The 13,352-nt window shown below is 70.3% G+C and carries 16 protein-coding genes; 5 read left to right on the forward strand and 11 right to left on the reverse strand.

Going from position 1 to position 13,352, the window contains the following annotated elements; translation table 11 throughout:
• The first annotated feature begins 132 nt into the window (after positions 1 to 132).
• The gene (locus tag ABT093_RS39320) at positions 133 to 567 is read left to right on the forward strand and encodes an NUDIX hydrolase (RefSeq protein WP_350572300.1); all 435 of its coding nucleotides are present in this window, start codon (positions 133 to 135) and stop codon (positions 565 to 567) included.
• 130 nt (positions 568 to 697) lie between these two features.
• Here ABT093_RS39320 and ABT093_RS39325 read toward each other — a convergent pair whose 3' ends face one another.
• Both ABT093_RS39325 and ABT093_RS39330 read right to left on the reverse strand, forming a co-directional pair.
• On the reverse strand, positions 698 to 1,441 hold the full coding sequence (locus ABT093_RS39325) for a hypothetical protein (RefSeq protein WP_350572301.1): 744 nt from the start codon (positions 1,439 to 1,441) through the stop codon (positions 698 to 700).
• Between the two features lie 248 nt (positions 1,442 to 1,689).
• Complete coding sequence (locus ABT093_RS39330) at positions 1,690 to 2,076, reverse strand: hypothetical protein (RefSeq protein WP_350572302.1); 387 nt, start codon at positions 2,074 to 2,076, stop codon at positions 1,690 to 1,692.
• Between the two features lie 324 nt (positions 2,077 to 2,400).
• Here ABT093_RS39330 and ABT093_RS39335 point away from each other — a divergent pair, with 324 nt between their 5' ends.
• Both ABT093_RS39335 and ABT093_RS39340 read left to right on the forward strand, forming a co-directional pair.
• Positions 2,401 to 2,955: a hypothetical protein gene (locus ABT093_RS39335; RefSeq protein ID WP_350572303.1), complete on the forward strand. Its 555-nt coding sequence runs from the start codon at positions 2,401 to 2,403 to the stop codon at positions 2,953 to 2,955.
• 75 nt (positions 2,956 to 3,030) lie between these two features.
• On the forward strand, positions 3,031 to 3,558 hold the full coding sequence (locus ABT093_RS39340) for a hypothetical protein (protein WP_350572304.1): 528 nt from the start codon (positions 3,031 to 3,033) through the stop codon (positions 3,556 to 3,558).
• A 79-nt stretch (positions 3,559 to 3,637) separates the two neighbouring features.
• Here ABT093_RS39340 and ABT093_RS39345 read toward each other — a convergent pair whose 3' ends face one another.
• From ABT093_RS39345 to ABT093_RS39360, 4 genes are all read right to left on the reverse strand, one after another.
• A complete protein-coding gene (locus ABT093_RS39345) occupies positions 3,638 to 3,814 on the reverse strand; it encodes a hypothetical protein (RefSeq protein ID WP_350572305.1) in 177 nt (58 codons plus the stop codon).
• 72 nt (positions 3,815 to 3,886) lie between these two features.
• Positions 3,887 to 4,630 carry a ComF family protein gene (locus ABT093_RS39350; RefSeq protein WP_350572306.1) on the reverse strand — a complete coding sequence of 248 codons (744 nt, stop codon included), beginning with the start codon at positions 4,628 to 4,630 and terminating at the stop codon, positions 3,887 to 3,889.
• The gene (locus tag ABT093_RS39355; protein ID WP_350572307.1) at positions 4,627 to 5,595 is read right to left on the reverse strand and encodes a DNA-processing protein DprA; all 969 of its coding nucleotides are present in this window, start codon (positions 5,593 to 5,595) and stop codon (positions 4,627 to 4,629) included. Before ABT093_RS39355 ends, ABT093_RS39350 begins: the two co-directional genes overlap by 4 nt.
• Positions 5,596 to 5,761: 166 nt before the next feature.
• Positions 5,762 to 7,006 carry a phosphoribosyltransferase gene (locus ABT093_RS39360; protein ID WP_350572308.1) on the reverse strand — a complete coding sequence of 415 codons (1,245 nt, stop codon included), beginning with the start codon at positions 7,004 to 7,006 and terminating at the stop codon, positions 5,762 to 5,764.
• Between the two features lie 368 nt (positions 7,007 to 7,374).
• Between ABT093_RS39360 and ABT093_RS39365 the strand changes: the two genes are divergently transcribed.
• A complete protein-coding gene (locus ABT093_RS39365) occupies positions 7,375 to 7,686 on the forward strand; it encodes a hypothetical protein (protein ID WP_350572309.1) in 312 nt (103 codons plus the stop codon).
• 201 nt (positions 7,687 to 7,887) lie between these two features.
• Here the strand turns inward: ABT093_RS39365 and ABT093_RS39370 are convergent, their stop codons facing one another.
• The 5 genes from ABT093_RS39370 to ABT093_RS39390 form a co-directional block, all read right to left on the reverse strand.
• A complete protein-coding gene (locus tag ABT093_RS39370) occupies positions 7,888 to 8,439 on the reverse strand; it encodes an NUDIX domain-containing protein (RefSeq protein ID WP_350572310.1) in 552 nt (183 codons plus the stop codon).
• The gene (locus ABT093_RS39375) at positions 8,436 to 9,383 is read right to left on the reverse strand and encodes a phosphotransferase family protein (RefSeq protein WP_350572311.1); all 948 of its coding nucleotides are present in this window, start codon (positions 9,381 to 9,383) and stop codon (positions 8,436 to 8,438) included. The genes ABT093_RS39370 and ABT093_RS39375 overlap by 4 nt, the downstream gene beginning before the upstream one ends.
• A gap of 131 nt (positions 9,384 to 9,514) precedes the next feature.
• Complete coding sequence (locus ABT093_RS39380) at positions 9,515 to 10,645, reverse strand: hypothetical protein (protein ID WP_350572312.1); 1,131 nt, start codon at positions 10,643 to 10,645, stop codon at positions 9,515 to 9,517.
• Positions 10,642 to 11,082, reverse strand: a complete 441-nt coding sequence (locus tag ABT093_RS39385; protein WP_350572313.1) for a hypothetical protein — start codon at positions 11,080 to 11,082, stop codon at positions 10,642 to 10,644. Before ABT093_RS39385 ends, ABT093_RS39380 begins: the two co-directional genes overlap by 4 nt.
• 380 nt (positions 11,083 to 11,462) lie before the next feature.
• Positions 11,463 to 12,893 carry an IS110 family RNA-guided transposase gene (locus ABT093_RS39390; RefSeq protein ID WP_350572314.1) on the reverse strand — a complete coding sequence of 477 codons (1,431 nt, stop codon included), beginning with the start codon at positions 12,891 to 12,893 and terminating at the stop codon, positions 11,463 to 11,465.
• Positions 12,894 to 13,094: 201 nt separating this feature from the next.
• Here ABT093_RS39390 and ABT093_RS39395 point away from each other — a divergent pair, with 201 nt between their 5' ends.
• Entirely contained in the window at positions 13,095 to 13,298 is a 204-nt protein-coding gene (locus ABT093_RS39395; protein ID WP_350572315.1) for a hypothetical protein, read from the forward strand.
• Positions 13,299 to 13,352: the final 54 nt, after the last annotated feature.

A 13,352-nucleotide genomic window follows, 5' to 3' on the forward strand; every position in this document is an offset into this window, starting at 1 on the left:
GGCAAGTTGAGGGTCAGTCAAAGGACCTAAACTCATGGGTTTCCCGGCCCGCCTCATGGACCGGGGCGAAGGCCTGGAGCCGCGCTCCCGCATGCTCCAGACAATCATTCCCGACCGCGTGGAGGTTGCTCGATGCCCGCGAAGACCACCAAGGAGAAGGTGCTCGTCTACGTCGTGCGCGACGGACGGCTGCTGGTGTTCCGCCACACCGACTACAGCTATGAGGAAGTCGGCATCCAGGTCCCGGCCGGCAGCATCCGCCCCGGAGAGACCCCGGAGGCCGCCGCACTGCGGGAGGCCCGTGAGGAGACCGGCCTGAACGACTTCAAGATCGTGCGCAAGCTGGGCGAGACCGAGTACGACATCAGTCCGTACCGGTTCGAGATCCAGCACCGGCACGTCTTCCACATGGAGCTCACCGAGCCCACCCCGGAGCGGTGGATGAGCCGGGAGGACCACGACGGCGACCAGGAGCCCACTCACTTCGAGTGCTTCTGGATTCCGCTGGAGGCCGCGCACATCCTCCAGTCCGGTCAGGGCGCCCTGCTGGGACGTCTGTCCGAATGATCCCGCCTGGAGCCGGCCCGCGCGGTGGCGGAGCGGCTGGCGAACCTCATGACGGGACGGTGCGGTAGCAGTCGACGATGGTTTGGTCGATGCGGCGGGAGAGCGCGTCGACCAGGAGGCGGACGGTCAGTTAGTCAGCGTGGGCGGCGGTGCGCGGCCAGAACTCGTGGCCATGCCGCAGGATCAGGTCGATTTCGTCGGCCACTGCGGTGGGGGTGTTCCATGAGCTCTGGAGGTGCAGGGGGTGCCAGGGATACGCCTGCCCCTTGGTGCACCCGAGCTCGGGGGAGCTGGATCCGGGGAGCAGCCAGATCGCCTCGCCGGCTTCTCGTTCCTCGTTCCAGGCACCAGCCCGGTCTGACAACACGATCTGGATGCCGGACGGCATCTCGGATCCGGTGTTCCAGCCCAGGGTCCGAAGCCGGTCCAAGAGTACGGGTAGCTGACTGGTCTGCTCCTCAGAAAATTCGAACCCTCGGGCGATGGTCCTGAACGGAGTGGCCCACGGTCGTCCATGCAGCGTCTGCTTCCAAGCTGGCAGCTCCCGCCAGTGACGGCGAACCTTCTGCCGTCCCCAGGGGGTGAGCCGCATGAAGGCCTTCTGCTCGTAGGGCTTGCAGCTGACCATCCCCTCGATCACGGGGGCCCCGTGATCGTCGCGCAGGACGAACCAGTTTCCGTCACCGGAAGGCTCTCGCTTCCATCTGGTCGGCCACGTGGCCGGGATGAGGAGGTCCGTGTACTGGGGCTGCAGCACGACCTTCAGCGCGGAGTAGGTAGCGGTGGTCTCGCCGCTGCCCAGATTCCTTGGAAGGAGCTGGGCGTCCAGGAACTCCGCGAACCGGGTCCTCTGCCACGCCTCGATGTCGCTCACCGGAACCACCCTGCTTGTTGAGAACCTCCTGCTGATCCAGCAGTGTGGCCATGCTAGCCACCGACCCACCTCTGGCCAGCCGGAATTCACCGTCCAGCCCTTTCCCGGCGCGGGGCGGGACGGCCGGACCGGGGCGGCGGACGGCGGGCAACGGGGCCGGGACGGGCAGCGGGGCGACGTAGCGTCCGGGCGGACGGCGCGGAGCGGGGAGCGGGGAGCGGGGAGCGGACCAGGGCCTTCTCGCTCCCTCAACAGCCCGGCGCCTCGTCGGTGTGCACCCAGACTCCTTCGGCGACCTGGTAGGACGGGTACCTTTCTCCTTCGGGAAGACCGTTGGGGAAGACCCAGAACCCGTTCTCGCCTCGGTAAGCCCCGGCGGCCTCCCGGGCCTGCTCGGTCTCAAGGGCGTGGCGAAAGGCGCCGCAGAGCTTGCACGGGCATTCCGGCGGCTGCTCGGCCGCGACCCAGGCTTCGTACAGCCCCCGCCCGCTGGCCGCAGCCAGCCCGCGGCTGATGGCGGCAGCTTCGAGCATGGCTTCCCACCGGGCGACCTCAGCCGCAGGTGGTTCCACGGTGCCTCCAAGGGTCCTGTGGCTGCGTTCCTGGTGGACGTGGCGAAAGACGCGTGAGGACATGCCGCGAGTCTGGCGGGCTAACGCACCGCAGGCCACGAGCTTGCGGGAACTTGCGCGAACTCGCTCCGCCAAGCCCTGTGAAGGGGGTGACTTGCGGCAATGTGCGTGACCAGGACCTATCCAGACCCCTGGTTGATCGGGAAGGCACGAACCCGCACGCACGATTGGGTAGCCGGGACCGGCGCAGCCCGGCACGCGGATCGATGCAGACCAGGCGTCGGGCGGGGCGACAGCAATACGAGGTGGACGGGCCAGCGGGCGCGCCGGGCGGCGGCACTGCAGAAGCCGAGTGACTCGATACAGGCAGCTTGTACCGTATGCACTATGTATGTCGATATTCGTACAGTGCTCCGGAAGCACGAGGAAGAGCTCAGACTCTTTCGCCGGAGCCTGTTCTCCACGGAGCCGGCCGATAGCGGTCTGGCCTCCGTGCTACCCGAAGCCGTGCTGGAGCAGCTGCGCTCGGAGGGGCGCGTAATGCCGCGTCGCTTCGGGCCGGTGCGCTCGGTGACCGACCAGCACGCTGTCCTCAGCGTTGTTGGGGACGTCACCGACCAGGCCACGCTCCTTGAGGGCGCCGACCGGGAGGGGGCTGTGCTGACGCTCTCGTTCGCCGCGCACCACAAGAAGCTCCGTACCCGTCTGCCCGTTGATCTGGAGGAGGCGAAGGCATGGGTCCAGGCGATCGTGGGCCCTGACTGGCTGCCGCACTTCTACTCTGCGGGGGCCCTGAGTGGTACCGCCGGGGGCGGGACCTTGACTCCGAAGCCACTGACGACGCAGTACTTCTACCTGTTCCTGGGGCCTGATGGTGTCCCGCATGCCGAGCCGGAAGAGCATCGGCTCGGCGTCTTGACCCCGCTCGTTCAGACGCCCTGACGATCATCGAAATCCAGAGTTTGCGACGAGGGCGGCGCAGGCCACAGCCAGGGATGTACGTCCTACGGTAGAGCCGTGAAGCTGACCGACCTCCGCGACCTGATGCGCCGCCGCCGAGCCGGCCTCGGCCTGAGCTTCGATGCCTTCCGCGCCGACCTCATGATCGCCTCGCTCCAGTGGCCGGCCGACGTCGTCGAGCAGTTTCTCTACGACCACGGTGACCACGGGCCCTTCCACCGTGACTACGGGCACGTCGACCTCACCACGATCGTGTGGACGCTCGAAACGGTCACAGCCGCAGAGCTGAGCACGATGCCGACTGGTCGGTCCGAGGCGGGCTGCATCGAGCAGTTCGCCCTCCACCCGGGCCACTACGTCCGCGTGCGCAACTCGGGCATCCACGTCGGGGTCGCGGAGATGTGGCGGGACCACGGGACATGGAAGCGTCCGCCGCTACTGCTCGACCGGAGGCTGCTGGACTCTTCGGGAAGCGGTCTGCAGGTGTTAGAGGGGCGGACCCGCGTCGGGATTCTGCGGGGCCGCCTTCGAGAGAACGACTTCGTCGCGGCGGCGCACGAGGCGTGGGTCGGCCGGCCGGCCTGACGGACTGCCGAGGGCAGGTGCTGGCGGCTGGCCCGCGGACCGAACAGGAGGCAGGGTGTACCCGCCAGGTGCGGGGGATCTAGCCGATGACGGGGCGGGGCGGCAGTCCGTTGCGGGTCTGGAGGATGAGGTCCTTCAAGATCTCTTCCTTGCCGATGCTGTGGTGAGCGGCGTCGGCTTCCGGGGTGGTCCTGCTCTCACTGGCCTCCATCAGTTCCCAGCACTCGTCTCGGACGATGACGAAAGGCTTCTCCATGGGTTCCTCTCAGCAGGACGAGCTGGCCCTGGTGTGGCCCGGGCACCAGCGTAGCCAGCAGCATGGCAGTGATCAGTTGCCCCAGGGCACACGGGCGAGGACCAGACCGCGGACCTCGGCGGCGCCGGAGGCGAGCAGGCGCAGTGACACGTGCTGGAGCTGGGAACCGGAGGTGAGAACGTCGTCGACGAGCAGGATGGTGGCGCCCTCGATCGCGGCGCGGTCTCCAGTCCATGTGAGGGCGGCGGCGTGAGCGAGGCCGGCCTGGCGCTTGTCCTCCAGCGTGCCGCGCGCGGACCGGGGGGTCTCCGCTGTCTTGATCAGGAGCGGGGATCCCGGCGGGCTGAGAGGGAAGGCATTGGTGAGGTCCTCGTTGTACGCCGCGTCCATGATCCGCTCGATGTGCTGGATCGGGGCGCGGCTGGCGTGCGTGGGGTTGCCGATGACGAAGTCGATGCCGTCCATCCGGTCGCGGTGTGTCTCCATCCAGCCAACCAGAAGTCGGCCGAAGATCAAGGCCCAGCCGTGCGCCCCGTCGTACTTCAGCTTGTGGATCTTGTCGCGCAGCGCCCCTGAGTAGACGGCGACCGCGTCCACGCGGGAGAAGCCGCGCTCGGCGAGCGGCAGCCGGCACAGGCGGTTGGAGCACGGCTGCCCGGGAGCGACGGCCTGGGAGCAGACCGAGCAGTGCGGCTCGGCGATCGGCTGGAGGGTCTTCTGGGCGCAGGCTGAGCAGAGGTGGGCGGCGCCGGTGAGGCTGTAGGCGCAGATGCCGCAGTTGGGGAAGCCTGCCGGTTGGGGAAGGGGCGTGGTCACAGGCCGGCCAGGGCGAGCTGCTGCCGCTGCTGGCTGGCGCGCTGGACGTTCTCGGCAGTGCCGAGGCGTTCCAGGATGTCGCTGGTGTGGGAGACCTGGATGGCCCGCCCTTCTCTGATCATTTTCTCGGCCCAGGGTTCGCTGGTGGCCAGGGAACGGATCAGGAAGACCTTCTTGCCGTGTTCGGCGGCGATGCGGGCCTGCATCTTGGCGCCGGAGGTGCTTGAGGCTTCGATGACGACGCTGCCGAGCGTCGTGCCACTCGTGACGACGTTGCGCTTGGGGAAGGTCCACCGGGCCGGGGGCGAGGTCGGCCAGAACTGGCTCAGCAGCGCTCCCCCGTGCTCGAGGATGGCGTCGGCCAGGGGGCGGTTCTCGGCCGGGTAGACGGGCGCGGCGATGCCGGTGCCCATGACGGCGACGGTGCGTCCGCCGGCGCGCAGGGTGGCGTCGTGGGCGGCTCGGTCGATGCCCTTGGCGAGGCCGCTGATGATGACGACGTCGTGCTCGACGAGTTCGCGGGCCATGCGGGCAGCACGACGCAGTCCGTCTTCGGAGGCCTTACGGGTGCCGACGACGGCGATGGAGCGGGCGTCGCGGTCGCTGAGCTGGCCGCGGTAGAAGAGGAACGGCGGCAGGTTGGGGACCAGGCGCAGGTTGGCCGGGTAATCGGGGTCCAGGACCGTGACCAGCTGCGCCCCGGCCTTCCGGGCGGCTTCGGTCTCCTTGTCGACCCACGCGCGGAAGGGGTCGAGGTTCTTGATGGCCTCCTGGAGCAGGGGCCGGTTGCGCTGGACGGTGGTGGTGCCGTCCTCGCGCAGTCGCCCGTCGAGGAGGGCGGCGAGGTCGTCGGGCGTCTGGGCGTTGCGCGCGATCAGGTTCCAGTCGATCAGGTGCTCGCCGACGCGGGCGGCGCACAGCGCGAGCAGATCGCGGTGCTGATCGGTGAGGGTGAGGTCGGTCATGAGGAAGAGTCCTTCTACTCGCGGCCCGGGGATGTTCGAAGGATGGTGCGGTGTGCTTGGGCCACCTCCATCATGGCGCACGGGTGTGACAGGCGGCCCCCGGGGACGCCGACCGGTGCGTCTAGCCGGCCGCCGGGGCCCGGCTGGGTTCTGGGCGCCCCGGCTGTTACTGATCTTGGTACTGGGCGGTGTCGAGGTACTCCAGCATGGCTCGCCGCAGCGACTGGGACGGTCCGTCGTCCACGCCGCCGGGGCAGATCGTGGCCTTGAAGTCCGCGAGGTCGAGATCGTTGGTGCCGAACGGGTCGATCCTCACGCCGCTGCGCAGCTCGTAGGCGGTGTGGGCCTTGGGGTACTTCCCGACCGTCAGGGCAATCACCTCGGCCGCCCCGGCCTCCTCCAGGAGGATGCGGGCCCATTCGATCGACTTGCCCTCGGTGGTGAAGTCGTCGAAGACGATCACGGCCTTGCCGCGTACCTTGCGCCGGTAGTCGGGGTTGATCCGTACGGTGCGGGCTTGGGCGGCGATCGAGATGTCCACCCCCGTCCTTTCTCCCCTGCTTGCCCGGTAGCGCTCCAGGCTGGTGTCGGGGGCCGCGACGACCCGTTCGAGCAGGTCTTCCCGGTAGTACGAGCCGACCACGACCTTCGCCCTCTCCAGGAACCCTTCGAGCTGGGCGCTGACCCGGCCGGGCCTGCTGCTGGGGTAGACGCAGAACAGGCTGCGCCCGGGGAGGTTGCCCTCAAGGTAGGCGGACAGGAGCAGGCTCAGCATTAGGACGTCGCGTGCGTCCTGCTCGCCGAGGGCGATGCTGTGGGAGCGGGTGAAGACGTCCTGAAGGGTGAAGGTGCGTCCGCCGCCCTTGGGGAAGGAGACGTTCGGGGGGAGCAGGGAGCGAAGGCGGAAGCGGCCGTCCTCGTCGTCGAGGGCGTAGGCCCAGGTGGGCTCGTGCAGGAGGTAGGGCTCGAGCAGCTCGCGCACCTCGTCCGGGGAGTCGGCCAGCAGCGAGGTGATCGGCTTCCTGTTGGCCTTGGCCCAGCGGGCGTGAACGTAGACGACGCCGGCCTGGATGCCGGTGTACCAGTCCCATTCGGTAGTGCCGACCAGCAGAAGCTGGGTGGGGTACAGCTCCAGGGCCTCGGCGACGCTGGTGAGCCAGGCGCCGCTGCCGCGCGCGGGCCGACCCGGGATGTCGTCTCGGCACAGATGCAGGGCGGGCTGCGGCAAGCCGGCGGCCGCACAGACGCCGACGGCGTCCATCGGGTCGCTGGACAGCAGCACCCAGGCGACGTCGCGCTCGGCAAGCCAGTGCAGCAGTTCGGCGACTTCGTCGTGCGCTCTGGTGGATGTGCGCAGCACCGCCTTGTAGTCGAACACCACCGCGCGCACCGTGACACTGTTGTCGTCCACCGAACCCCCTCTCCCCGCCGCCCGTCGGGGCGGCTGAAGCGAACCGGTCTCCATGATCTCAGCTGCGGTCGCGCCGCGGGTCGCAGTGACCTCCCGGCGGAGAAGGCAGAGCAGCGTTGGGGCTGGACGCCTCCAGTGGGAGTCGACCGAGGAAGCCGCGGTCACCCTTCGGTGTTCTCCGTCGAGCGCCGGCGTCGCGAACCCGTAGGGAGCGGTCGTACAGCGGTGCTCCCTCGAGGCCGCGGGTGTATCCCCTCACCTCGCGGTGCTCACAACCGGGCCCGTGCTCGGCCCGGGGGCGGTCCAGGTGTCGCCGACAAGCGAGCCGGCTCGCGCCGTGGTCGCGGATGCGTTCGGCGAGGGCGTGGGTGCCGGACGACACCGCGACCGGCCGGGCCGCAGCTCAGCTGCAGGACCTGGCCGAGCACCACTGCTCCTGGATGGTCGTGCGCCTGGACGTCGAGGTCGGGCCGCGCACCGACACGGCGCTGGTGAGCCTGTACGGCCTGCTGACCGGCTGGGACGCCCGCCGGCGCGTGCTCACCTTCACCCCGCAGCACGGGCACCGGCCCATCCAGGTCCCGGTGCACCGGATCGTCGCGATGACCGGGGACCGTGAGCGGCGCGGCCAGCGCGAAGCCCCGATGTGGGAGCCGTACACACTGCCGCGCTGGTGGTGATTCCGCCGGAGCCGTACTGGTCCGGCTCTGGTGTGGTGGAGTCGAAGGCGGGGAGCGAGCCGGGGCCGGATGAGAGTACGGCGGCCGCCGTCGCGCTCCCCCGAAAGGGACACCGACGGCGGCCACATGGTGCTTTCAACTGTGTTGGCCAACAGGCTGATGTGCCCCATCGTGGCCAAGTCTCGCAGCGAGGGGGCTCGGTCAGATGTAGTCGACGAAGTCGCTACGGCCGTGCTCGATGTAAGCAGTCGAGCCGGAGCTAGCCGCCCTGGCGACCTGCCGGAGCCGGTCCATGCTTCGGGGGTTGAGGACGTCCGTCCAGTCCTCGACGGGTCGGGCATCCCACTCGCTGTGTTCGGCAGGGTCCAGGTGGATCGCTGCGAGCTGTTCGGGGCTGAGCGTGCCGCCGTCGAAAATCAGGCCGAACTTCGCCGCCGGCCACGTCGGTTCGGGCGGGAGGAAGTGGACGGCCAGCAGTCGGCCACACTCCAGCGTGAGGGCGGTCTCCTGCTGGGTCTCGCGGACCGCGGTCTGGCGAGGGGTCTCGTCAGGGTCCATCTGGCCGCCGGGGAACTGCCAGATCTGGCCCCTGTCCGGCTTGTAGACGGAGGAGTTGAGCAGCACCGGCTGTCCGTGCTGGTCGGTGATGTAGAGGGAGGCGTACGCGGTCGCGCGGGGAAGGGTGGCGATGAACTCATCCGGCGGGAGCCAGCTGCCGGCCTCCGGATCGGGTTCGGGAAGGAAGCTGGTCACTGGCCCCTCCAGTCGGTGGGGGTGTTGAGGACGTCGGCGGCCCACTGGTAGTGGCCGGTGTCGCGGATGTCCTTGTCCTGCTCGGGGTAGAGGTCGCAGCTGAGCAGGGCGATCGTGTGCAGGTAGTCGGCGAGGTCGTCGCGCCGGTCGGCGGGGAGGTCCTGGGCGGCGGCGGCCAGCAGGCGGTTTCGGACGTCGACGCGGTCTTCGTCGTACATCCGGTAGTAGGCGCAGGCACCGGCGAGGTCGTAGAGCGGGTCTCCGAGCAGGGTGAAGGTGCCGAGGTCGATGACGGCGGAGAGCTTGTCGCTGGCGACGAGGATGTTGTCCGGGTAGAGGTCGCCGTGGATGACGCCTTCGGGGCCGGTATAGGGGCGGGCGAGCCGCGCGGCGAGCCGGTCGGCGATGTGGTCGACGGCCGGGACGTCGCGGCGTAGGTCGGGGAGGACCTGGGGGAGCTTCTGGGCGAGGAGGCGGCGCAGGAAGGCGTGCCAGTCCTCGCCCTGGTGGGCCGGGTCGGGGTCGAGGAGCATGCGCCGGTCGAGCGGGGTGGTCAGGCGCAGGCGGGTGAAGTCGCGGACGGCGGCCAGGTACACGGCTTCGGTGGCCGGGTCGGTGAGGTCGAGGGCGTCGCCCATCGGGGTGCCGGGCAGGCGGGTCTCGGTGACGGCCAGCAGGGGGCCGTGCTGCTCGATGGACCGGATCTCGGGCAGGGCGTAGGGGACGCTGGTGCGGTCGAAGCGCCGGTAGAGGTCGGCGATGGTCTCCAGCGCACCGAGCTGGTCGGGGTCGGCGTAGACCTTGAGGACCTGGTCGTGGCCGAGGGCGTAGACGCGGGCCTCGGTGCCGGCGGCGATCAGGTCGGCGGGGAAGAGTCCGTGGGCGGCGAGGAGGGCGTTCTCGGCGTCGGCGGTGATGCTGCTGGCGTCTCGGCGGGTGATCACGGCGTGCTCCGGTTGGTGGGGGTGGCGGTGGCGACGGTGCGGTTCTCGGGGGGCGCCGGTGAAGTCCCCGGCGAAGAAGGCAGAGCGGCGTTGGGGCGGGACGCCTCCGGGGGTAAGGAAAGAAGCCGCAGTCACCCTTCGGTGTTCTCCATCGGTCGCCGTCGAGCGCCGGCGGCGCGAACCCGTTGAGAGCGGTCGTACAGCGGTGCTCCCTCGGGGCCGCGGGTGTAGCCCTTCACCTCGCGGTGTTCGCAGCCGGGGCCGTGCTCGGCCCGGTTGGGGCAACGGGTGTACTTCTGTACCGGGACGCGCACCTCGAGTGGGCCGCGGGGCACAACCACGCGGTCCGGCCGCCGCTGCACCGAGCCGGGGAGCGGGGCGTCCTCGTGGATCACCGACACCCGGCGCGGCCCGGTGATGCCGGCCCGCCGGTCCGCCCGCTGCCGGGCAGCGCTCTCCTCAACGTGCTCGACGCGCTGGGAAAGCTCGCCGACGGTCCGTTCGCGGGGCAGTTCGCGCAGCAGGCGCAGGGCGGCCAGCACCGGCCGGGCGTAGTGCCACGGGGTGGTGTCTCCTTCCAGCCGGTCCCGGGCCGGCAGTTCCCAGCCGTCCGGCAGGGCGAGTTCGGCCAGCGGCAGCAGCGGGCCGACGTTGCCGCGCGGGCGCCCGTCCGGCCTGGCGGACAGCGAGTAGAAGGTGAGCCACCAGCCGCCGTCCCACGTGCCGCCGTCCCGTGCGGCATCGCGCAGCAGTTCGGTCTGTGCGGTGTCCCGGCCGTGCTGGTCCCAGGACAGCCACCTGGATTCCCAGTCCCGGTCGCCGGGGGTCCAGCGCGACCACGAGGCGGCGACCAGTTTGCCGCCGTCGCCGGTCACCGCGTACGCCTCGGCGAACAGCGCGAAGCCGTCCTGGTTCTGCGGGGCGTCCTCCTCGGCGCCGGGTGGGACGGGGAAGCCGTGGTCGATGCAGACGTGGCCGAGGTCGGCCAGCGCGTACTCGCGGGCGGTGGCGGTCAGACCTGGTCCGATCCAGCGCAGTTCGGCGGCCGAGAGCCGGGCGGTCTCTTCGGCGACCATGGCCTCGGCGGCCTGTCGGCGTTCGGTGAGCGACTTCCAGGACGGCTCGACCCCGACCATGCGCTGCTCCAGCTTGGCCGTCTCGATCAGGGCCCGGGCGGTGTCGGTGCGGTAGAAGCGCAGCGTCTTGCGCTGCCAGTCCGGAAGCCGGATCGGAGGCGGTGCGGCGTAGGCATAGCGGTTCATGCGGTCAGCACTCCCAGCGCCTCGGCGTAGCTGCGGCCTCGCGCGGACCAGGCCATGGCGTGCAGCACTCTGCGGGTGTCGTGCTCGTTCAGGCCGGGCAGTTGGTGCGCCAGAACCGCCGAGCAGCCGTTGAAGTCGAGCGCCCCGGCGATCCGGAGGACCATCAGCTGCGAGGTGGTAGTGCCCGCGCGCAGCGGGCCCGAGGCGTCTTCGTTCGGCATCTCGTCCAGAACCTCCCAGACGGCTGGCCAGTCCACGTATGCCATGGCGCGGTCGTCCCCGATCCACTTCACGAAGTCGCCAACCTCCAGGCGCGGCAGCCACATCCCGCCGTTGCCGGTCAGCAGCCACACCGCGGCCTCCTGCGACCACGCTCCTCGCGCCCTGGCCACCAGCGCGGCCTCCAGGTCCACTGGCAGCTGTCCCGGGTCGCTCACCTCGATCACCGTCCAGCACTCCTTCCCGGCTTGGTTCGCCCGCCATTGTCCCGGCGTGCACTGACAGTCACAGAGCGTTTTCGCCTGCCTCGTCTCGCGGCACCCGGCAGGGCGCCAGCCGGATGCCGACAGGGGACGGAACAGGTTCCCCGCGGAACGACGACGTCCAAGGAGCGTCCTTTCGCATCAGATTCAACGTGGCGGGCGCATCAGGTTGGTGAGGTGGGTGGGCGGTGCGGTCGCCATTCCCACGTAGGGGCTCGCGGCCCGGAGATAATCGGGCGTACTGCGGCCCACCCACCTCGTCCGCCCTCGGCCGAAGGCGGAGGTCTCCACCGTGGTGCGGTGGACACCACCGTCCTCGGACGGGCGGGTGCCGGTCAGCGGGAACGTGGTTCGCCCAGTACGTACCGGCGGATCGTCTGGGGGCTGACTCCGAGCTCCCGGCCGACTTCGGCGATGGTGCTGCCCGGGGCCAGGAGGAGTTTCCGGCCGTGGGCTATCTCGGCATCGCCGAGTGGGGGCTTGCGGCCCAGGACCGGTGCCTCGCCGGGGGCGTATCCGAAGGCGGCTGCGTCGTTGTAGGGGGTCTCGGTGGTCATGCAGTGGTAGAGGCACAGGACGAGCCGCCGGCCGACCTTGCGCAGGGCGGTGGCGTGGGCGTCCCCGGCCTCACGTCGCTTGCGGTAGTAGTCGGACGCGCCGGGGGAGTGCATGGCCCAGGAGAAGGCGGCAAGGTGCAAAGTGCTGCGCAGCAGGGTGGAGGAGGCCCGGCGCAGCGATACGCGGGCGGTGGTGCCGGAGGCCCAGGTGACCGGCGCGACGCCTGCGTAGGCGGCCAGGGCGCGGCCGCTGCCAAAGCGCTCGTGCGGCCGGTCGCCGATCTCGGAGATGATCTGCGCGCCGAGGATCGTGCCGATGCCGGGGATTCCGGCGGTGATGTAGTGGTGCTGCTGGCGGGCGTAGTAATCGGCGATCTGTGCTTCGAGGCGGGCCGCCCGGTCGGCCGCGGCGGCCAGGGTGGCGGTCAGGTCCGCGACCCGCACGGCTTCGGCTTCCTCGACCAGGGGATGGAGGAGCATGGCGGGCCGGCGGAAGTGGAGTTGCAGGCGTTCGGCCTCGCGGTCCGTGCCGCGGGTGCGCCCGGCGCCGCGCAGCAGGTCGGCCAGCTGGGCGCGGGTGAGCCGACTGGCTGCCCGGGGGCCGGGCGCGGCAAGAAGGACGGCGAGGGCCTGCGGGTTGCCCAGACCGCCGCGGGTCGCGGGCCAGGCGGCGATCGCGTTCGGCCAGGCCCTGGAAAGGGTGGCGCGAAGTGCGTGAGTGGCTGCCATGCGGTCGCGGACGGCCGCTCGGTGGGCGTGGGTCATCACTCTGAGCGCCTGCGACTGCGGGGTGCTATCGACGACGGCACGGGCAACGCCTTGGCGGGCCAGGTCGGCGATCATCCGCGCGTCGGCGCGGTCGTTCTTGGGGATACCCAGGGCGGTGCGGTGCCGGGCCGCCCTGGTCGGGTCGACGTGGACCACCTTCATGTCCGCGGCGGAGAGGGCCCGCGCGAAGGGCAGGCCGGTCTCCTCGATCCCGGTGACGGTGGATCTCCAGCGGCGAGCGAGCGGCTGGAGAAGCGCCAGGTAGGAGGCGACAGGATCGGGGGTGGTGGCGTAGACGATGCGCTGCTCGAGTAGTGGCCGACCGGCCTTGTCGAGTACGGCGATGTCGAGCCAGCGGTCCGCCCAGTCGATGCCCGCGAACAGCACGGTCGAACATTCCTTCCCCTTGGTGGTATTAAAAAATACCACCAAGATCGGCACGGTCTGCGCGCCGGAGCACGGGAGAATGGGGCAGGTCAGTTGAGTCCGAAGATCACAGCGGGGTGCGAGTCGATGCCATGGGCAGTGGTCCCTCGGGCGCACCTCGCGCCCGGCGGCGTCTGGCCGGAGGGACCTCTCGTTGCCGACGCACCTCCGGGCGCCCGCCTCGGGCAGGCCGTGGCGCTGGCTCTCACAGCGGCCATGGAGCGCCGCGGACTGGGCGCCCGCGCGCTCGCGCATCAGGCCGGCCAGGGCATGACGCACCCCACGATCTTGGCCATCCTGGACGGCGACCGACTGCCGGCGGCCCACACTCTGCTGCTGCTGGAGATGGTGCTGAAGACCTCGCTCTACCCGGCGAACCTGTACTCCGAGCTGACGGAGGGACAGCACCCCTCCCCCTGACCGCGCCCGGGGCCGCAGGGCGGCGCCGGCGACCGTGGCCGGCTGTGTGTCTCG

The organism is Kitasatospora sp. NPDC002551 (genome assembly GCF_040296005.1).
Classification (GTDB): domain Bacteria; phylum Actinomycetota; class Actinomycetes; order Streptomycetales; family Streptomycetaceae; genus Kitasatospora.